The sequence below is a fragment of the Pseudomonas sp. No.21 genome (assembly GCF_054558415.1).
This window is the reverse complement of record NZ_BAAJNO010000004.1, coordinates 223,625-242,695: the sequence shown is the minus strand read 5'-3', so window position 1 is coordinate 242,695 and position 19,071 is coordinate 223,625. Positions and strand designations below refer to the sequence as shown.

General features: G+C 65.6%; 14 protein-coding genes. 6 read left to right on the top strand and 8 right to left on the bottom strand.

Annotated features, from left to right (window positions below):
* The first annotated feature begins 148 nt into the window (after positions 1-148).
* Positions 149-2,023, top strand: coding sequence for a SurA N-terminal domain-containing protein (locus tag ACYJSS_RS09530; protein ID WP_111261327.1), 1,875 nt, complete (start codon positions 149-151; stop codon positions 2,021-2,023).
* Positions 2,024-2,207: 184 nt separating this feature from the next.
* Here the strand turns inward: ACYJSS_RS09530 and fabI are convergent, their stop codons facing one another.
* From fabI to ACYJSS_RS09500, 6 genes are read right to left on the bottom strand one after another with little or no spacing between them, the layout of a single operon-like run.
* Positions 2,208-3,002 carry an enoyl-ACP reductase FabI gene (fabI, locus tag ACYJSS_RS09525; protein ID WP_173178811.1) on the bottom strand — a complete coding sequence of 265 codons (795 nt, stop codon included), beginning with the start codon at positions 3,000-3,002 and terminating at the stop codon, positions 2,208-2,210.
* Between the two features lie 20 nt (positions 3,003-3,022).
* On the bottom strand, positions 3,023-4,630 hold the full coding sequence (locus tag ACYJSS_RS09520; protein ID WP_111261329.1) for an ABC transporter ATP-binding protein: 1,608 nt from the start codon (positions 4,628-4,630) through the stop codon (positions 3,023-3,025).
* Position 4,631: 1 nt separating this feature from the next.
* A complete protein-coding gene (locus ACYJSS_RS09515) occupies positions 4,632-5,651 on the bottom strand; it encodes an ABC transporter permease (RefSeq protein WP_111261330.1) in 1,020 nt (339 codons plus the stop codon).
* Between the two features lies 1 nt (position 5,652).
* Complete coding sequence (locus ACYJSS_RS09510; protein ID WP_111261331.1) at positions 5,653-6,738, bottom strand: microcin C ABC transporter permease YejB; 1,086 nt, start codon at positions 6,736-6,738, stop codon at positions 5,653-5,655.
* Positions 6,738-8,609 (bottom strand): extracellular solute-binding protein, encoded by a 1,872-nt coding sequence (locus ACYJSS_RS09505; protein WP_111261332.1) that lies wholly within the window; start codon positions 8,607-8,609, stop codon positions 6,738-6,740. The genes ACYJSS_RS09510 and ACYJSS_RS09505 overlap by 1 nt, the downstream gene beginning before the upstream one ends.
* Positions 8,606-10,432: an extracellular solute-binding protein gene (locus ACYJSS_RS09500; protein WP_111261333.1), complete on the bottom strand. Its 1,827-nt coding sequence runs from the start codon at positions 10,430-10,432 to the stop codon at positions 8,606-8,608. The genes ACYJSS_RS09505 and ACYJSS_RS09500 overlap by 4 nt, the downstream gene beginning before the upstream one ends.
* A 257-nt stretch (positions 10,433-10,689) precedes the next feature.
* Between ACYJSS_RS09500 and ACYJSS_RS09495 the strand changes: the two genes are divergently transcribed.
* The gene (locus ACYJSS_RS09495; RefSeq protein ID WP_111261334.1) at positions 10,690-12,114 is read left to right on the top strand and encodes an HDOD domain-containing protein; all 1,425 of its coding nucleotides are present in this window, start codon (positions 10,690-10,692) and stop codon (positions 12,112-12,114) included.
* On the opposite strand, the gene ACYJSS_RS09490 is transcribed toward ACYJSS_RS09495, so the two are convergent.
* On the bottom strand, positions 12,102-13,700 hold the full coding sequence (locus ACYJSS_RS09490; RefSeq protein ID WP_111261335.1) for a lytic transglycosylase domain-containing protein: 1,599 nt from the start codon (positions 13,698-13,700) through the stop codon (positions 12,102-12,104). The genes ACYJSS_RS09495 and ACYJSS_RS09490 overlap by 13 nt on opposite strands.
* A gap of 100 nt (positions 13,701-13,800) precedes the next feature.
* On the bottom strand, positions 13,801-14,580 hold the full coding sequence (gene gloB / locus ACYJSS_RS09485) for a hydroxyacylglutathione hydrolase (protein ID WP_236205666.1): 780 nt from the start codon (positions 14,578-14,580) through the stop codon (positions 13,801-13,803).
* 60 nt (positions 14,581-14,640) lie between these two features.
* Between gloB and ACYJSS_RS09480 the strand changes: the two genes are divergently transcribed.
* The 4 genes from ACYJSS_RS09480 (at position 14,641) to ACYJSS_RS09465 (ending at position 19,030) form a co-directional block, all read left to right on the top strand.
* Positions 14,641-15,405 (top strand): methyltransferase domain-containing protein, encoded by a 765-nt coding sequence (locus ACYJSS_RS09480; RefSeq protein WP_111261361.1) that lies wholly within the window; start codon positions 14,641-14,643, stop codon positions 15,403-15,405.
* Between the two features lie 18 nt (positions 15,406-15,423).
* Positions 15,424-15,849, top strand: coding sequence for a ribonuclease HI (rnhA, locus tag ACYJSS_RS09475; protein WP_111261362.1), 426 nt, complete (start codon positions 15,424-15,426; stop codon positions 15,847-15,849).
* A 58-nt stretch (positions 15,850-15,907) separates the two neighbouring features.
* A complete protein-coding gene (gene dnaQ, locus ACYJSS_RS09470) occupies positions 15,908-16,648 on the top strand; it encodes a DNA polymerase III subunit epsilon (RefSeq protein WP_111261336.1) in 741 nt (246 codons plus the stop codon).
* Positions 16,649-16,774: 126 nt separating this feature from the next.
* The gene (locus tag ACYJSS_RS09465) at positions 16,775-19,030 is read left to right on the top strand and encodes an arginine/lysine/ornithine decarboxylase (protein ID WP_236205665.1); all 2,256 of its coding nucleotides are present in this window, start codon (positions 16,775-16,777) and stop codon (positions 19,028-19,030) included.
* Positions 19,031-19,071: the final 41 nt, after the last annotated feature.

The window sequence follows — 19,071 nt, the reverse complement described above, 5'->3', positions numbered from 1 at the left end:
GGGGAATACCCCGCGTCCAGGAAGCCCAGCTTCCGACCGCTCCGCCAGTTACGAGAGAAGGCGCATCCTCGGATGCGCCTTTCTTATATCCGGACTCTACCCGCGCTGCGCGGCTGTTTTATTCGGTACAGCCGTTTCTGGGGGACGCATGCTGCAGAACATCAGGGACAATTCACAGGGATGGATTGCCAAGACCATTATCGGCGTCATCATCGCGCTGCTCGCGCTGACCGGTTTCGACGCCATCTTCAATGCCACCAGCAATCGCCAGGATGCCGCCAAGGTCAACGGTGAGGAGATCACCCTCGACCAGTTGAGCCAGGCCGCAGACATGCAGCGCCGCCAGCTGATGCAGCAATTGGGCAAGGACTTCGATGCTTCCCAGCTCGACGACAAGCTGCTGCGCGAAGCCGCCCTCAAGGGGCTGATCGAGCGCAAGCTGCTGTTGCAAGGTGCCAAGTCTTCCGGTTTCGCCTTCTCGCAGCCTGCCCTGGATCAACTGATCCTGCAGACCCCCGAATTCCAGGTCGATGGCAAGTTCAACCCTGATCGCTTCGATCAGGTGATCCGCCAGATGAGCTATACCCGCCTGCAGTTCCGCCAGATGCTCGAGCAGGAAATGCTCGTCGGCCAGTTGCGCGCAGGCCTTGCCGGCAGTGGCTTCGTCACTGACGAGGAAATCCGTGCCTTCGCCCGCCTTGAGAAACAGACCCGCGACTTCGCGACCCTGACCTTCAAGGCTGATCCCAAGGCGGTCACTGTCAGCGACGACGAGATCCAGGCCTACTACGACGAGCACAAGGGCCAGTTCATGAGCCCCGAGCAGGTCGTGCTCGAATACATCGAACTGAAGAAGGAGGCTTTCTTCAGTCAGGTCGAAGTCAGCGAGGACGACCTCAAGGCCCAGTACGACAAGGAGATCGGCAACCTCTCCGAGCAGCGCGACGCGGCCCACATCCTGGTCGAGATCAACGACCAGCAGACCGAAGAGCAGGCCAAGGCCAAGATCGAGGAGATCAAGCAGCGCCTGGACAAGGGCGAGGCTTTTGCTGCCCTGGCCAAGGAGTTCTCCCAGGACCCTGGTTCCGCTGCCAACGGCGGTGACCTCGGCTTCGCCGGTCGTGGTGTCTACGAACCGGCGTTCGAGGACGCGCTCTACGCCCTGAAGAAGGACGAAGTCTCCGCTCCGGTACGCACGCCCTACGGCCTGCACCTGATCAAGCTCCTCGCCATCCAGGCCCCCGAAGTGCCGAGCTTCGACAGCCTGAAGGAGAAGATGGTCCGCGAGCTGAAGACCCAACAGGTCGAGCAGCGCTTCGTCGAGGCCACCAAGGAACTGGAGGACTCCGCATTCGAGGCATCCGACCTGGCCCAGCCGGCCCAGGAGCTGAACCTCAAGGTCCAGACCAGCGCGCCCTTCGGTCGTGAAGGTGGCGAAGGCCTGACTGCCAATCGCCAGGTCCTGCAGGCTGCGTTCAGCCCCGAGGTCCTGGAAGACGGTGGCAACAGTGGCGCCATCGAACTTGATCCGGATACCGTGGTTGTCCTGCGTGCCAAGGAGCACCGCAAGCCCACGCAGCTCGAACTGGCTTCCGTCAGTGACAGCATCCGCCAGCACCTGACCCAGGAGAAGGCCAGCGAAGCGGCCAAGGCCAAGGCCGACGAGCTGTTGGCCAGCCTGCGTGAAGGCAAGACCCCGGCTACCCAGGCGCCGCAAGGCCAGACCTGGAACGTGGTCGAGGCCGCCACCCGCAGCCAGGAAGGTGTAGACCCCGCCCTGTTGCAGACGCTGTTCCGCATGGGCAAGCCCGAGTCCGCCGACAAGCCGACCTTCTCCACCCTGAAGCTGAGCAATGGCGACTACGTGGTGATCCGCCTGAATGGCGTGAGCCAGCCCGAGGACGCGCTGTCCGAGCAGGACAAGGCCATGTATGGCCGTTTCCTGGCTTCGCGCAGTGGTCAGCAGGACTTCGCTGCCTACCGTCGCCAGCTGGAAGCCGAAGCCAAGGTCGAGCGTTTCTGATCGACCTGGCGTGATTGACCAAGGCCGCTGCGAAGCGGCCTTTTTCATGCCTGGCGAAAAGGGGAGGGCTGTGGTTCCTGAGCGTTCCCCGGACTGAAGTCCGGGCTACAGATTGAGCAGCGACACGTTTCGAGCGTCCATGAAAAAGCCCGCCATCAGGCGGGCTTTTTCACGTCCGGGGCGATCAGTCTTCGATCGCGCCCATGGCGGTGGTGTTGAAGCCGCCGTCGACGTAGAGGATCTCACCGCTGATGCCCGAGGCCAGGTCGGAGCAGATGAAGGCGCCGGCGTTGCCGACCTCCTCGATGGTCACGTTGCGGCGCAGCGGAGTCTGCTTCTCGTTGGCGGCGAGCATCTTGCGGAAGCTCTTGATGCCGGAAGCGGCCAGGGTGCGGATCGGGCCAGCAGAGATGGCGTTGACGCGGGTGCCTTCCGGGCCGAGGCTGCCGGCCAGGTAGCGGACGCCGGCTTCCAGGCTGGCCTTGGCCATGCCCATCACGTTGTAGTTGGGCATGGTGCGTTCCGCGCCCAGGTAGGACAGGGTCAGCAGGCTGCCATTGCGGCCCTTCATCAACTCGCGGCCGGCCTTGGCCAGGGCCACGAAGCTGTAGGCGCTGATGTCGTGGGCGATGCGGAAGCCCTCGCGGGTGGTGACCTCGGTGAAATCACCGTCCAGTTGGTCGCCCGGTGCGAAACCGACGGAATGGACGATGCAGTCCAGGCCGTCCCACTTCTTGCCCAGGGCCTCGAATACGGCTGCGATCTCATCGTCGTTGGCGACGTCGCAGGGGAAGCACAGGTCGGCGTTGGAGCCCCAGCCTGCGGCGAACTCTTCCACACGGCCCTTCAGCTTTTCGTTCTGGTAGGTGAAGGCGAGCTCGGCGCCCTCACGGTGCATGGCAGCAGCGATGCCCGATGCGATGGACAGTTTGCTGGCGACGCCAACGATCAGTACGCGCTTACCGGCGAGAAAACCCATGTGCGTTCTTCCTCTTCTGGTTAATTGGCAGTTTCCGGAGCCAGGAATGCGGCTTCCAGCAACTGCTTCGTATAAGTGTGCTGCGGTGCGGCGAAAACCGTCTCGGCAGGGCCTTGCTCAACCACCTTGCCGTGCTTGACCACCATCAGGTGGTGGCTCAGGGCCCTGACCACCGCCAGGTCGTGGCTGATGAACAGGTAGGTCAGGTTGTACTTGGCCTGCAGCGAGCGCAGTAACTCCACCACTTGGCGCTGCACCGTCCGGTCGAGCGCCGAAGTGGGCTCGTCCAGCAGGATCAGCGCCGGTTTCAGCACCAATGCCCGGGCAATGGCGATCCGTTGCCGTTGCCCGCCGGAAAACTCATGGGGGTAGCGGTTCCGGGTTTCCGGATCCAGCCCCACCTCCAGGAGCGCGTCGATGATGGCCTGTTCCTGCTCCGCCTCGGTGCCCATGCCATGGATCTTCAGGCCTTCCCCGACGATCTGGCCCACGCACATGCGTGGACTCAAACTGCCGAAGGGGTCCTGGAACACCACCTGCATCTGGCGCCGGAACGGACGCACCTCTTTCTGCGAGAGCCCCTCCAGGGCCTGGCCCTGGAAGCGGATGGCGCCCTGGCTGCCGAGCAGCCGGAGGATCGCCAGGCCCAGCGTGGACTTGCCGGAACCGCTTTCACCCACGATGCCCAGGGTCTGGCCCTGGTGCAGGGTGAAGTCGATGCCGTCCACGGCCTTCACATGATCGACCGTGCGGCGCAGCAATCCCTTCTTCACCGGGAACCACACACGCAGGTCGTCCACCTCCAGCAACGGCGGCCCCTCCAGGCTGTCCACCGGCTTGCCCGAGGGCTCGGCGGCGAGCAGTTCCCGGGTGTAGGGATGCTGCGGTGCACGGAACAATTCTTCACACGACGCCTGTTCGACGATGCAACCGCGCTGCATGACACATACGCGATGCGCGATACGTCGCACCAGGTTCAGATCGTGGGTGATCAGCAGCAGCCCCATGCCCAGGCGGGCCTGCAATTGCTTGAGCAACTCGAGGATCTTCAGCTGCACGGTGACGTCCAGCGCAGTGGTCGGCTCGTCCGCGATCAGCAGCTCCGGCTCGTTGGCCAGGGCCATGGCGATCATCACCCGCTGGCGCTGGCCGCCGGAAAGCTCGTGCGGGTAGGCCTTCAGCCGCTTGGCCGGTTCGGGGATGCCCACCAGCTCCAGCAGTTCCAGGGTGCGCTGGGTGGCGGCCTTGCCGCTGATGCCCTTGTGCAGGGCCAGCACTTCCTTGATCTGCTTCTCGATGCTGTGCAGCGGGTTGAGGGAGGTCATGGGCTCCTGGAAGACCATGGCGATGCGGTTGCCGCGGATGCCGCGCAGCTTGGCCTCGGGCAGCTTGAGCAGGTCCTTGCCGGCGTAGGTGATGCTGCCGGCCGGGTGGCGGGCGAGCGGGTAGGGCAGCAGGCGCAGGATGGAGTGCGCGGTGACCGACTTGCCCGAGCCGGACTCGCCGACCAGTGCCAGTGTCTCGCCCTTGCGGATGTCGAAGCTCACGCCCTCGATCACCCGCTGGGTGTGTTGCCCGGTGACGAATTCGACCGCGAGGTCGCGGATTTCAATCAGGTTCTCGCTCATCTCACTTCCTCGGGTCGAAGGCATCGCGGGCGGCTTCGCCGATGAACACCAGCAGGGTCAGCATGACGCCGAGTACGGCGAAGGCGCTTATGCCCAGCCAGGGCGCCTGCAGGTTGGCCTTGCCCTGGGACACCAGCTCGCCCAGGGAGGGCGCGCCGGGTGGCAGGCCGAAGCCAAGGAAGTCCAGGGCGGTGAGGGTGCCGATGGCGCCGGTGAGGATGAAGGGCATGAAGGTCATGGTCGAGACCATGGCGTTGGGCAGGATGTGGCGGAACATGATCGCGCCGTTCTGCATGCCCAGCGCCCGGGCAGCGCGCACGTACTCCAGGTTGCGACCGCGGAGGAACTCCGCGCGCACCACGTCCACCAGGCTCATCCACGAGAACAGCAGCATGATGCCCAGCAGCCACCAGAAGTTCGGCTGCACGAAGCTGGCGAGGATGATCAGCAGGTAGAGCACCGGCAGGCCCGACCAGATTTCCAGAAAGCGCTGCCCGGCCAGGTCCACCCAACCCCCGTAGAAGCCCTGCAGGGCGCCGGCGATGACGCCGATGATGGAACTGAGGATGGTCAGCGTCAGGGCGAACAGCACCGAGATGCGGAAACCGTAGATGACCCGCGCGAGCACGTCGCGCCCCTGGTCGTCGGTGCCCAGCAGGTTGTCGGCGGAGGGCGGCGCGGGGGCCGGCACCTTGAGGTCGTAGTTGATGGTCTCGTAGCTGAAGGGTACCGGCGGCCAGATCATCCGCCCGTCCTTGGCCGCGATCAGCTCGCGGATGTAGGGCGTCTTGTAGTTGGCCTCCAGGGGGAACTCGCCGCCGAAGGCGGTTTCCGGGTAGCGCTTGAACACCGGGAAATACCACTGGCCGTCATAGCGCACGGCCAGCGGCTTGTCGTTGGCGATCAGCTCGGCTCCCAGGCTGGCGACGAACAGCACGAGGAACAGCCAGAGCGACCACCAGCCCCGCTTGTTGGACTTGAAGCGCTCGAAGCGACGTCGATTGATTGGCGAGAGTTGCATGTCAGCCCTCCCGGCTTTCGAAGTCGATGCGGGGATCGACCAGGGTGTAGGTGATGTCGCCGATCAGTTTCACGATCAGTCCCAGCAGGGTGAAGATGAACAGGGTGCCGAACACCACGGGATAGTCGCGGTTCAGCGCCGATTCGAAGCTCAGAAGACCCAGGCCGTCGAGGGAGAAGATAACCTCGATCAGCAGCGAGCCGGTGAAGAACATGCCGATGAAGGCGGCGGGGAAGCCGGCGATGATCAGCAGCATCGCGTTGCGGAACACGTGGCCGTAGAGCACGCGTCTCTCCGACAGGCCCTTGGCGCGGGCGGTGATCACGTACTGCTTGTTGATCTCGTCGAGGAAGCTGTTCTTGGTCAGGAAGGTGAGGGTGGCGAAGTTGCCGATCACCAGTGCCAGTACCGGCAGCGCCAGGTGCCAGAGGTAGTCCAGGATCTTGCCGCCCAGGCTCAGCTCGTCGAAGTTGTTGGAGGTCAGCCCGCGCAGGGGGAACCAGTCGTAGTAGCTGCCGCCGGCGAACAGCACGATCAGCAGGATGGCGAAGAGGAAGGCGGGAATGGCGTAGCCGACGATGATCGCGGTGCTGGTCCAGACGTCGAAGGCATTGCCGTGGCGCACCGCCTTGGCGATGCCCAGGGGCACCGAGACCAGGTACATGATCAGCGTGCTCCACAGGCCCAGCGAGATCGACACCGGCATCTTCTCGATGATCAGGTCGGTGACCTTGGCATCGCGGAAGAAGCTGTTGCCGAAGTCGAAGTGCAGGTAGTTCTTGATCATCAGCCAGAAGCGTTCATGGGCCGGCTTGTCGAAGCCGTACATCTTCTCGATTTCCTTGATCAGTTCCGGGTCCAGGCCCTGGGCGCCACGGTAGTTCGAGCCAGCCACCGAAACCTCGGCACCGCCGCCGGAGATGCGACCGGTGGCGCCGCCGGCGGCGGCATCGAAGCCTTCGAGCTTGGCGATCATCTGCTCAACGGGGCCGCCGGGGGCCGCCTGGATGATGATGAAGTTGATCAGCAGGATGCCGAACAGGGTGGGGATGATCAGCAGCAGGCGCCGCAGGATGTAGGCGAGCATTACTGCGCTTCCTCGCTCTGTGCGGCGTCGGCCGGGGCGTCTTCGGCATCGGCCTCCTCGGCAGCGGGGGGCTTGGCGCCGGGCTTCTGCCACCAGGTGAGCATGCCGAAGTCATACAGCGGCGTGGTGGCGGGGCGGTCGAACTGGTTCCAGTAGGCCACGCGCCAGGTGTCCACGTAGTAGTTGGGCACCACGTAGTTGCCCCACAGCAGCACCCGGTCCAGGGCGCGGGAATGGTCGATCAGGCTCTGCCGCGAGTCGGCGCGGATCAGCCCTTCGACCAGCTTGTCGATGGCCGGGTCGCGCAGGCCGATGAAGTTGCGGCTGCCAGGGCTGTCTGCGCTGCGCGAGTGCCAGAACTCCATCTGCTCGTTACCCGGCGAGTTGGATTGGCCCCAGGTCCCGGGGATCATGTCGTAGTCGCGCGAGCGCAGGCGGTTCATGTACTGCGAGACGTCGACGCGGCGGATGGTCAGGTCGATGCCCAGCTCGGAGAGGTTGCGCTTGAACGGCAGGATCACGCGCTCCAGGTTGGCCTGGGCGATCATGATCTCGAAGGCCAGGGGCTTGCCGTCGGGGCCGACCATCTTGTCGTTCTCGATGCGGTAGCCGGCGTCGGTGAGCAGCTTGTAGGCGCGGCGCTTCTGCTCGCGGATGATGCCGCTGCCATCGCTGACCGGTGGCTTGAACTCCTGGGTGAAGACCTCGTCGGGAATCTGCCCGCGCAGCGGTTCCAGGATCTTCAGTTCGGCCTCGCTGGGGAGCCCGGTGGCGGCCATCTCCGAGTTCTCGAAGAAGCTCCGGGTGCGCTTGTAGGAGCCGAAGAACAGCTGCTTGTTGGTCCATTCGAAGTCGAACAGCGAGGCGATGGCCTCCCGTACCCGGCGATCCTGGAACACCGGCCGGCGGATGTTGAAGGCGAAGCCCTGCATGCCTACCGGGTTGTGATTGGGAATGGCCTGCTTGATGATCTTGCCGGCGCGCAGGGCGGGGCTGTCGTAGCCGGTGGCCCAGTCCTTGGCGGAGTACTCGAGGTTGAAGTCGAACTGGCCGGCCTTGAAGGCCTCCAGCGCCACCGACATGTCGCGGTAGTAGTCGACGGTGATGACGTCGAAGTTGTAGTAGCCGCGGTTCACCGGCAGGTCCTTGCCCCACCAGTCCTTGACCCGCTCGAAGCGGATCGAGCGTCCGGCGTCCACCTTGGTGATGCGATAGGGGCCGCTGCCCAGCGGCGGCTCCAGGGTGTTCCGGGAGAAGTCGCGGGTCGCCCACCAGTGCTTGGGCAGCACCTGGATCTGCCCGAGGATCAGCGGCAGTTCACGGTTGCCCGGGTGCTTGAAGTCGAAGCGCACGCGTTGCTTGTCCTCGGCCACCACCTGGGCCACGTCGGAATAGTAGTGGCGGTACATCGGGTCGCCATGCTCGACCAGGGTGTTGAAGGTGAACACCACGTCGTCAGAGGTCACCGGGGTGCCGTCGTTGAAGCGCGCCTTGGGGTTCAGGTAGAAGCGCACGTAGCTGTTGTCCGGGGCCTTCTCGATCTTCTCGGCGAGCAGCCCGTACTCGGTAAAGGGCTCGTCGGGGGAGTGGTAGGTCAGGGTGTCGTGGATCAGCCCCAACTGGCCTGCCGCCGTGCCCTTGGGGATGAACTCGTTCAGGCTGTCGAAGCCGCCGAAGCCTGAGAGGCGCAGGGTGCCGCCCTTGGGGGCGTCCGGGTTGACCCAGTCGAAGTGCTTGAAGCCCGCCGGGTACTTGGGCGGCTCGTCGTAGAGGGTGATCGCGTGGCGGGGCTCGGCATGGGCGAGGCCGGCGAGGGTCAGCAGCAATGCGCCGCAGCCGCTCAGGCAGAGGGAGCGCAGGGTCTTGCTCATCGGGATTTCTCCGTGGGCTTCAGCCACCAGGCGCGCAGGCCCAGGGTATAGGGCGGCGTGGTGACGAAGGCGAACCTGTTGCGGTACGCCAGGCGGTGGTAGTTGATGTACCAGTTGGGAATGCTGTAGTGCTGCCAGAGCAGCGTGCGGTCCAGTGCGCGTCCGGCGGCGACCTGCTCGTCGCGGCTCTGGGCACCGAGGAGCTTCTCGACCATGGCGTCCACCACCGGATCGGCGATGCCCGCGTAGTTCTTGCTGCCTTTCACGGAGGCCTGGCTGGAGTGGAAGTAGAGCGACTGCTCCAGTCCGGGGCTGAGGGTCTGGGCCAGGGTCATGAGGATCATGTCGTAGTCGAAATGGTCCAGGCGCTGCTTGTACTGGGCGCGGTCGACGGTACGCAGGGTGACGTCGATGCCGATGCTGGCGAGGTTTTCGCTGTAGGGCTGGAGGATGCGTTCAAGGTTCGGATTGACCAGCAGGATTTCGAAACGCAGCGGTTCGCCACGGCTGTTCACCAGACGCTGGCCGGAGAGCTTCCAGCCGGCGTCGGCCAATAGACCCAGGGCGCGGCGCAGGGTTTCCCTGGGGATGCCACGGCCATCGGTTTCCGGCACCTTGAAGGGCTCGGTGAACAGCCTGGCCGGCAACTGCTCGCGGTAGGGGGAGAGCAGCAGCCATTCCTGGCCCTCGGGTTTCCCGCTGGCCTCGAACTCGCTGTTGGGGTAGTAGCTGCGGGCTCGCGCATAGGCATTGTTGAACAGCGCGCGGTTGGTCCATTCGAAGTCGAACATCAGGCCCAAGGCCTCGCGCACGCGGCGATCCTGGAAGGTGGCGCGGCGGGTGTTCATGAACAGCGCCTGGGTCTGGGTGGGGATCTGGTGCGGTATCTCGGCGCGGATCACATCCCCGCGTGCGATGGCCGGGAAGCGGTAGCCATTGGCCCAGTTCTTCGCCTGGTGCTCGATGTAGAAATCGAACTCGCCGGCCTTGAAGGCCTCGAAGGCCACGTTGCTGTCGCGGTAGAACTCCACCTCGACGCGGTCGAAGTTGTACTTGCCACGGTTCACCGGCAGCTTCTCGCCCCACCAGTCCTTGACCCGTTCGAACACCAGCCCGCGCCCGGGGCGAACCTGGGTGATGCGGTAAGGCCCGCTGCCCAGTGGCGCCTCGAAGCTGGTGGCCTTGAAGTCGCGGTTCTTCCAGTAATGCTGCGGCAGCACCGGCATCTCGCCCAGGCGCAGGATCAGCAGCGGGTTGCCCGCGCGCTTGAGCACGAAGCGGATGCGGTGGCGGTTGAGGATGTCGACCCGCTGCACCTCCTGCAGGCTAGTGCGGTACTGCGGGTGACCGCTGCTCACCAGGGTGCGGTAGGAGAAGGCGACGTCATAGGCCGTGATCGGCTGGCCGTCGTGGAAGCGCGCTTCCGGGCGCAGGTTGAACACCACCCAGCTGCGGTCCTCGCTGTACTCGACGCTCCTGGCGATCAGCCCGTAGCTGGAGGCCGGCTCGTCGCCGGAGGGGTCGTAGGCGCCGGTGCCCGCCATCAATGGCTCGTTCAGCTCGGTGACGCCGTACTGTAGGAAGTTTGGCGTCGATACCGGGCTGCTGCCCTTGAAGGTGTAGGGGTTGAGCGTGTCGAACGTGCCAAAGGCCATCACCCTCAGCGTGCCGCCCTTGGGGGCATCGGGATTGACCCAGTCGAAGTGGGAGAAGCTTTCCGGGTACTTGAGGGTGCCGAACTGGGCATAGCCATGGCTCTCGCTGATGGTCGCGGCCACCGGGCCGCTGGCCAGGCTGATCATCAGGAGCAAGAGGCGGCGCATCAGGCGTGTATCCGGTCCATGGCAGGGTGGTCGTGGGTGGGATCGTGAGCCTGGCTGGGCATGAACACCTCGGACGGGCGTGCCGCCGGCTGCATCTCGGGCCCTCGGCGGGAGCCGTCGGGCGGGCATTTTGTCCGGTACAGTAACAGCTTGTATCCACTGGAAAAAGAGCTGGTTCAGGGCCGGATGGCCAGCATTTTGACTACACTTCCGGAAAACGTGCAGGGGTTCCTATCTTGGGTTCACGTAGCCATGGTTTGCAGTCATGGATCGACAGGCTCAATCAGGCGGATTTGCCCGCTCTCGCCGCGGTGGTGCAGGACCTGCACAAGCTGGCGCAACACGACAAGGCGTCGGTCCAGCAACTGGCCGACGTGCTCCTGCGCGACGCCGCGCTCACCTCGAAGGTGCTGCGGGTCGGCAATAGCGTCTACTACAACCCTTCCCAGGAAACGATCCGCACCATCTCGCGGGCGATCGTGCTGATCGGCTTCGACAACGTGAGGCTGATCGGCCTGTCGCTGTCGCTGATCGACGGCCTGCTCACCCGCGCCCCGCGCGAGCAGCTGCAGGAGTTGCTCGCACGCTCCTTCCATGCCGCCGTGCAGGCCCGCAACATCGCCGGCTACGTGCTCACCCGCGATCAGGAGGAAGTGTTCATCGCCGCCTTGCTCTACCACCTGGGCGAGCTGGCTTTCTGGGGGTGCGGCGGCGAGCAGGCCGACGAGCTGGCCAGCGCCCTGGCCCAGGCGGGCGTCGACGAGGACGAGGCGGTGCGCCAGGTGCTGGGCACCAGCTTCCGTCAGCTCACCGGTGGCCTGGTGAAGAGCTGGAACCTCGGCGAGATCGTCGCCCTGGCCCAGGGCGGCGGCGCGCAGAACGACCCTTCGGTAAAGGCCGTCAGCCTCGGCGTGCGCATCAGCGAGGCGGCTCTCGAAGGCTGGGATTCGGCGTCCATGGGCAAGCTGGTGGAGCAATTGGCGAGCTTCATCGGCGTCACCCCCGAGGAAGCGATGCAGCAGGTACTGTCCAGCGCCGACGAGGCGGTGAAGGTGGCGGCGACCTTCGGTGCCAGCAAGCTCTGCGCGCTGATCCCCAATACCGATCCCGAGCAGTTGCTGCAACAGCAGGCCCAGCGCAAGGCGCGGCTGCTGCAGCCGGACCTGCTGCTGATGCAGCAGGCCTTGCAGGACCTGGGGATGATGGTTTCGCGCAATGCGGATGTCAGCCTGATCCTCGATACCCTGACCAAGGGCCTGCACCAGGGCGTCGGCCTGGAGCGGGTGATGATCGCCGTGCTTGCCGATCGGCAGACACGCTTCCGCGCCAAGCGCGCGGTGGGCGAGGGCAGTGCCCACTGGCTCAGCGAGTTCGAGCTGCCGGCGGAACTGCCCGAGCAGCCGCATCTGTTCAGCTATGTGCTGCGCAGTCGCGAGGCGTTGTGGATGGGAATTCCGGCGAGCTACAGCCTCAGCGACCTGGTGACCCAGCCCATGCGCCGCTGGTTCGGCCAGGGCATGTTCTTCGTCGCACCGCTGCGGGCGGGCAGCCGCGAGATCGGGGTGATCTACGCCGACTGCCGGCTATCGGGAAGGGCGCTCAAGCATGAACAGTTCATCGCCTTCCAGCGCTTCGCCCAGTTGGCCGGGCGATGCCTGGAGGCCCTGACTCAGGGAAGGTAGAGCGTGAGGGTCTGGCCGGGCTTGAGGGCGTGGCCGCTGCGCGGGTTCCAGCGCTGCAGGTGCTTCATCTCGACGTTGAAGCGCTTGGCGATCACGTAGAGCGAATCGCCTTCCTTGACCTTGTAGTAGGTCACCGCATCGCGGCCGGGCTTGTCGATCGAGGCGACCATGCGCGCGGTGCCCTTCGTTGCGGTTGACTGGCCGGGAGCTTGCAGCGCCAGGCTCTGGCCAACCTTCAGGGCGTTACCGGAAAGACGGTTCCAGCGCTTGAGATCAGCCACATCGACCCTGGTCTGCTTGGCGATCTGCCAGAGGTTGTCGCCATTCTTCACCTTGTAGGTACGCGGTGCGCTGCTCGGGCGCTCCTCGGCACGGGCCAGGTTCTGGAACAGCGGCTGGCTCGGCTTGGCGCCCGGCTCCACCGGGATGCTCAGGGCCTGGCCCACGCGCAGGTGGTTGCCGGAAAGACCATTGATCTCCTTCAGAGTGTTAACCGTCACGTGGTAGCGGTTGGCGATGCCATGCAGGCTGTCGCCGTTGCGCACCTTGTACTCCTGCCACTCCACCAGGTCCTGCGGCTTCATCATCGACAGGTTGGCGGCCAGCAGCTCGGCCTTCTCGGTCGGCACCAGCAGCTGTTGCGGGCCGTCCACGGTGATGCGTTTCTTGAAGGCGGGATTGAGCTGGTAGAGCTCGTCCTCGTCCACTTCTGCCATGGCGGCCACGCGGGACAGGTCCATGCGCTGCTTGAGCTCGACCACTTCGAAGTAGGGCTCGTTGGCGATGGGGCTGAGGTTCACGCCGTAGGCTTCGGGCGCCAGCACCACCTGGGACAGGGCCAGCAGCTTGGGCACGTAGTCACGGGTTTCCTGGGGCAGCGGCAGGTTCCAGTAGTCGGTGGGCAGCCCCAGCTTCTGGTTGCGTTCGATGGCACGGCTCACGGTGCCTTCGCCGGCGTTGTAGGCGGCCAGGGCCAGCAGCCAGTCGCCATTGAACATTTCGTGCAGGCGGCCGAGGTAGTCCATGGCCGCATTGGTGGAGGCGGTGATGTCACGGCGGCCGTCGTACCAGCTGGTCTGGCGCAGGTTGAAGTGACGGCCGGTGGAGGGGATGAACTGCCACAGCCCCACCGCATCGGAGCGGGAATAGGCGAAGGGGTTGTAGGCGCTCTCGATCACCGGCAGCAGCGCCAGTTCCAGCGGCATCTTCCGCTCTTCGAGGCGCTCGACGATGTAATGGATGTACAGGCTGCCGCGCTGGCTGGCGTTCTCGACGAAGGAGGGATTGCTGACGAACCACAGGCGCTGTTGCTCGATGCGCGGGTTGACGCCGATCTCGTCCTGCAGGGCGAAGCCCTTGCGCATGCGCACCCAGATGTCCTGGGGTTCGCGCTCGACGGGCACCTCGTCCAGCCACTGGTTCTGCTGCTGCATGCCGACGGCGAGGTCGGTGTCCTGGCCCTCGTCCTCGGGCTTGTGGGCGGCGCTCTGGCATCCAGCCAGCGCGGCGGCGCACACCAGCACGAGCGCCCGGGAGGCTCGAACCAATGCGTCTAGATCAAGGGTTTGGTACGACTTGGACGGCATTGGTCAGGGTGCTTTTCCGGGCAAAAAGATCGGGCGATTCTAGAAACCGACCCGGGGGTGGTCAAGTTTTCACCAGCTCAACTGTGACCTGAGAGGGGTTTCAGAAGCCGTCTTTCCAGGCCCGGATGACGGCGAAGACCTGTGCGGGTGCGGGATTGTGGGTCCCGGTCCGCTTGTCGGCTATTTCTTTTACGGATGTTTCGTTCACCCGCAGGAAGGGATTGGTAAGGCGTTCCAGGCCGATGGTCGTGGGCAGGCTGACGCCGTCCTGCTCGCGCAGTCGGGTGATTTCCTCGAAACGTCGCGCCACATCGGCATTGCCGGGCTCCACCGCACGGGCGAAACGCAGGTTGCTCAGGGTGTATTCGTGGGCGCAGTACACCAGGGTTTCCGGCGGCAGCGCGGCGAGGCGGGCGAGGGCATCCTGCATGCCTTCCGGGTCGCCCTCGAACATGCGCCCGCAGCCCGCGGCGAACAGGGTGTCGCCGCTGAACAGCAGCGGCCGCGTGGCATCCGCGTGGAAGAAGGCGATGTGGCCGAGGGTGTGGCCGGGCACGTGGATGACGCGGAACGAAAGACCCAGCACCTGCACCAGGTCACCTTCGCCCAGGGCCTGGTCGCGACCGGGGATGCGCTCGCTGGCCGGGCCGAGCACGCGGGCCCCGGTGGCCGCCTTGATGCGCTCGACGCCGCCGACGTGGTCGGCGTGGTGGTGGGTGATGAGGATGTCCGACAGGGTCCAGCCGGGGTGGGCCTCGAGCCAGGCCAGCACCGGTGTTGCGTCACCCGGGTCGACCACCGCGCAACGGCGTTCCGTCGCATCCTGCAACAGCCAGATGTAGTTGTCGGAGAAGGCACGCAGGGGGTCGATCTGTATCATGATCCGGTCGCCAATCAGTGAGCAAAGGAGCATCTTAGGGCTCCCATGCAGGAGATTTCCATGACCGAGAAAGCCTTCGCCCAGGCCGACCCCGCCTGGATCGAGCTGATCGACGATGCGCGCACCTGGTTCGAAGGCCCGCTCGGCGGCCTGATGCTGTTCGAGGAGCAGCGCCTGCTGGAGGACGAACTGGCACGTTATTTCGGTGGCTACCTGGTGCACTACGGCCCGCGCGCCGAACTGCCGCCGGGGGCGAAGCAGATCCAGCGCAGCGTGCACCTGGGCGCGCCGCTGTCCGGCGTCGAGATCGTCTGCGAGGAAAATGCCTGGCCGCTCAGCGAGCACGCCGCCGACGTGGTGGTGCTGCAGCACGGGCTGGATTTCTGCCTGTCGCCCCATGGCCTGCTGCGTGAAGCCGCGCGCAGCGTGCGGCCCGGCGGGCACCTGCTGATCGTCGGGGTCAACCCCTGGAGCCCCTGGGGGCTGCGCCACTACTTCGCCGGGGACGCCCTGGGCAAGGCCCGCTGCATCTCGCCGACGCGGGTCGCGGACTGGCTCAACCTGCTGGGCTTCGCGCTGGAGAAACGCCGCTTCGGGTGCTATCGTCCGCCGCTCGCTTCGGCGGCCTGGCAAGCGCGCCTGGCCCGGCTGGAGCGCTGGGGAGGCGCCGGGCAATGGTTCGGCGCCGGCTTCTATCTATTGGTGGCGCGCAAGCTGGTGGTCGGCCTGCGCCCATTGCGTCCGGCACGCCGCGAGCCCATGGGCAAGCTGGTGCCGATGCCGGTGGCCAAGGTCAGCCGGCGCGATTCGAAACACGAGGCATAAGTGACCGATCAAGTCGAGATGTACACCGACGGCGCCTGCAAGGGTAATCCCGGTCCCGGTGGCTGGGGCGTATTGCTCGTCTACAAGGGCGTCGAGCGCGAGCTCTGGGGGGGCGAGCGCGACACCACCAACAACCGCATGGAGCTGATGGCCGCCATCAGTGGCCTGGCCGAGCTCAAGCGGCCGTGCAAGGTGCGCCTGGTGACCGACTCCGAATACGTGATGCGTGGCATCCGCGAGTGGATGCCGAACTGGAAGAAGCGGGGCTGGAAGACCGCCGCCAAGCAGCCGGTGAAGAACGCCGACCTGTGGCAACTGCTCGACGAGCAGGTGAACCGCCACGAGGTGGAGTGGCAATGGGTGCGCGGCCATACCGGCCACCCGGGCAACGAGCGCGCCGACCAGTTGGCCAATCGGGGTGTCAGCGAGCTGAACGCCCGCTAGAATGCCGCCTGCGGCTTCCCCTCCTTATATACAGAGCCATTCATTCACGGGCCCGAACATGCGTTATGTAGTACTGGATACCGAAACCACCGGCATGCCGGTGACCGATGGTCACCGCATCATCGAGATCGGCTGCGTCGAGCTGGAGGGCCGCCGCCTGACGGGGCGTCACTTCCACTATTACCTGCAGCCCGATCGCGAAGTGGACGAGGGCGCCATCGCGGTCCACGGCATCACCAACGAGTTCCTGGTGGGCAAGCCGCGCTTCAAGGACATCGCCGACGAGTTCTTCGAGTTCATCAAGGGCGCCGAGCTGATCATCCACAACGCGGCGTTCGACATCGGCTTCATCAACAACGAATTCGCCCTCTTGGGCCAGAGCGACCGCTCGGACATCGCCGAACACTGCGGCGTGCTGGACACCCTGCTGATGGCTCGCGGTCGCCACCCGGGCCAGCGCAACAGCCTGGACGCCCTGTGCAAGCGCTACGACGTCGACAACTCCGGCCGCGACCTGCACGGCGCACTGCTCGACGCCGAGATCCTCGCCGACGTCTACCTGGCGATGACCGGTGGCCAGACCAACCTGTCCCTGGCGGGCGAGAGCGGCGAGGACAGCGGCAACGGTCCGCAGGCCAGCCCCATCCGTCGCATCACCGGCCGCGCGCCGGGCCGCGTGATCCTCGCCAGCGAGGCCGAAGTCCAGGCCCACATGGCCCGCATGGCGGTGATCGAGAAGTCCTCCGGCGCCCCCGCGCTCTGGGTGCAGATGGAGCAACCGGCGGCTCCGGAAGCCTGAGCCGGCCGAGTTCCAGAGGCGCGACCTTTTCTTACAGGCTGAGGCAGTCGGGGTTCCGTCGACTCCGGCAAGCTTCTACCCTGAGGGCACAGGCGGGACGACCCCCGCCGCCCTCGGGAAGCCTGCATGTACAAAGACCTGAAGTTCCCCATCCTCATCGTCCACCGCGACATCAAGGCCGACACGGTCGCCGGTGATCGCGTGCGCGGCATCGCCCGCGAGCTGGAGCAGGACGGCTTCGCCATCCTCTCCACCGCCAGTTCCGCCGAAGGGCGCATCGTCGCCTCCACCCACCATGGCCTGGCCTGCATCCTCGTCGCCGCCGAAGGCGCGGGCGAGAACCAGCGGCTGCTGCAGGACGTGGTCGAGCTGATCCGCGTGGCCCGGGTGCGCGCACCACAACTGCCGATCTTCGCCCTGGGCGAGCAGGTCACCATCGAGAACGCCCCGGCCGAAGCCATGGCCGACCTCAATCAACTGCGCGGCCTGCTCTACCTCTTCGAAGACACCGTGCCCTTCCTCGCCCGGCAGGTCGCCCGCGCCGCGCGCAACTACCTCGAAGGCCTGCTGCCGCCGTTCTTCCGCGCCCTGGTGGAGCACACCGCGCAATCCAACTATTCCTGGCACACGCCCGGCCACGGCGGTGGCGTCGCCTACCGCAAGAGCCCGGTCGGGCAGGCGTTCCACCAGTTCTTCGGCGAGAACACCCTGCGTTCGGACCTTTCCGTCTCGGTGCCCGAGCTGGGGTCGCTGCTGGACCACACCGGCCCGCTCGCCGAGGCCGAGGCCCGCGCCGCGCGCAACTTCGGTGCCGACCACACCTTCTTCGTGATCAACGGCACCTCGACGGCGAACAAGATCGTCTGGCACTCCATGGTCGCCCGCGACGACCTGGTGCTGGTGGACCGCAACTGCCACAAGTCCATCCTCCACTCGATCATCATGACCGGCGCCATCCCGCTGTACCTCAGCCCGGAACGCAACGAGCTGGGCATCATCGGGCCCATCCCGCTCAGCGAGTTCAGCCGCGAATCCATCCAGGCCAAGATCGACGCCAGCCCCCTGGCCCGGGGCCGGGCGCCGAAGGTGAAGCTGGCGGTGGTGACCAACTCCACCTACGACGGCCTCTGCTACAACGCCGAGCTGATCAAGCAGGCGCTGGGCGATGTGGTGGAGGTGCTGCATTTCGACGAGGCCTGGTACGCCTACGCCGCCTTCCACGAGTTCTACGACGGGCGCTACGGCATGGGCACCCGGCGCACCGACGACGGCCCGCTGGTGTTCACCACCCATTCCACCCACAAGCTGCTGGCGGCCTTCAGTCAGGCCTCGATGATCCACGTGCAGGACGGCGGCAGTCGCCAGCTGGACCGTGACCGCTTCAACGAGGCGTTCATGATGCACATCTCCACCTCGCCCCAGTACGGCATCATCGCCTCGCTCGACGTGGCCTCGGCGATGATGGAAGGCCCCGCCGGGCGCTCGCTGATCCAGGAGACCTTCGACGAAGCGGTGAGCTTCCGCCGCGCCCTGGCCAACGTTTGGCAGACCCTCGATGCCCAGGACTGGTGGTTCGATATCTGGGAACCGCCGCAGGTGGAGGGCGCCGAGTCGGTGGCGACCCGCGACTGGTTGCTGCAGCCGGGCGCCGACTGGCACGGCTTCGGTGACGTGGCCGACGACTACGTGCTGCTCGACCCGATCAAGGTCACCCTGGTCACACCCGGCCTCAGCGCCGATGGCAAGCTGTCCGAGCAGGGGATTCCCGCCGCCGTGGTGGGCAAGTTCCTCTGGGAGCGCGGGCTGGTGGTGGAGAAGACCGGGCTCTACTCCTTCCTCGTGCTGTTCTCCATGGGCATCACCAAGGGCAAGTGGAGCACGCTGCTCACCGAGCTGCTGGAGTTCAAGCGCTCCTACGACGCCAATGCCCCGCTGACCAGCGCGTTGCCCTCGGTGGCCCGTGCCGGTGGTGCCCGCTACCAGGGGCTGGGCCTGCGCGAGCTGTGCGACGAGCTGCACGCCTGCTACCGCGACAACGCCACCGCCCGCGCCATGCGGCGCATGTACACCGCGCTGCCGGAGCTGGCGATCAAGCCCTCGGAAGCCTACGACAAGCTGGTGCGCGGCGAGGTCGAGGCGGTGCCCATCGAACAGCTCCAGGGGCGCATCGCCGCCGTCATGCTGGTGCCTTACCCGCCGGGCATCCCGCTGATCATGCCGGGCGAACGCTTCACCGCCGAGACCCGCTCGATCATCGACTACCTGGCCTTCGCCCGGACCTTCGACACCTGCTTCCCCGGCTTCGATTCCGATGTCCACGGCCTGCAGCACGACGACAGCCCCACGGGGCGCTGCTATACCGTTGACTGCATCAGGGAATGACGAGCCTGGGGGCGCGATGAGCGAGGAAAGACCGGCGAGCC

Excerpts from the sequence above, each read along its gene's own strand:
- ACYJSS_RS09530 (WP_111261327.1), top strand. The coding sequence starts at position 149 with ATGCTGCAGAACATCAGGGACAATTCACAGGGATGGATTGCCAAGACC.
- fabI (WP_173178811.1), bottom strand. The coding sequence starts at position 3,002 with ATGGGTTTTCTCGCCGGTAAGCGCGTACTGATCGTTGGCGTCGCCAGC.
- ACYJSS_RS09520 (WP_111261329.1), bottom strand. The coding sequence starts at position 4,630 with ATGAGCGAGAACCTGATTGAAATCCGCGACCTCGCGGTCGAATTCGTC.
- ACYJSS_RS09515 (WP_111261330.1), bottom strand. The coding sequence starts at position 5,651 with ATGCAACTCTCGCCAATCAATCGACGTCGCTTCGAGCGCTTCAAGTCC.
- ACYJSS_RS09510 (WP_111261331.1), bottom strand. The coding sequence starts at position 6,738 with ATGCTCGCCTACATCCTGCGGCGCCTGCTGCTGATCATCCCCACCCTG.
- ACYJSS_RS09505 (WP_111261332.1), bottom strand. The coding sequence starts at position 8,609 with ATGAGCAAGACCCTGCGCTCCCTCTGCCTGAGCGGCTGCGGCGCATTG.
- ACYJSS_RS09500 (WP_111261333.1), bottom strand. The coding sequence starts at position 10,432 with ATGCGCCGCCTCTTGCTCCTGATGATCAGCCTGGCCAGCGGCCCGGTG.
- ACYJSS_RS09490 (WP_111261335.1), bottom strand. The coding sequence starts at position 13,700 with ATGCCGTCCAAGTCGTACCAAACCCTTGATCTAGACGCATTGGTTCGA.
- gloB (WP_236205666.1), bottom strand. The coding sequence starts at position 14,580 with ATGATACAGATCGACCCCCTGCGTGCCTTCTCCGACAACTACATCTGG.
- ACYJSS_RS09480 (WP_111261361.1), top strand. The coding sequence starts at position 14,641 with ATGACCGAGAAAGCCTTCGCCCAGGCCGACCCCGCCTGGATCGAGCTG.
- rnhA (WP_111261362.1), top strand. The coding sequence starts at position 15,424 with ATGTACACCGACGGCGCCTGCAAGGGTAATCCCGGTCCCGGTGGCTGG.
- dnaQ (WP_111261336.1), top strand. The coding sequence starts at position 15,908 with ATGCGTTATGTAGTACTGGATACCGAAACCACCGGCATGCCGGTGACC.
- ACYJSS_RS09465 (WP_236205665.1), top strand. The coding sequence starts at position 16,775 with ATGTACAAAGACCTGAAGTTCCCCATCCTCATCGTCCACCGCGACATC.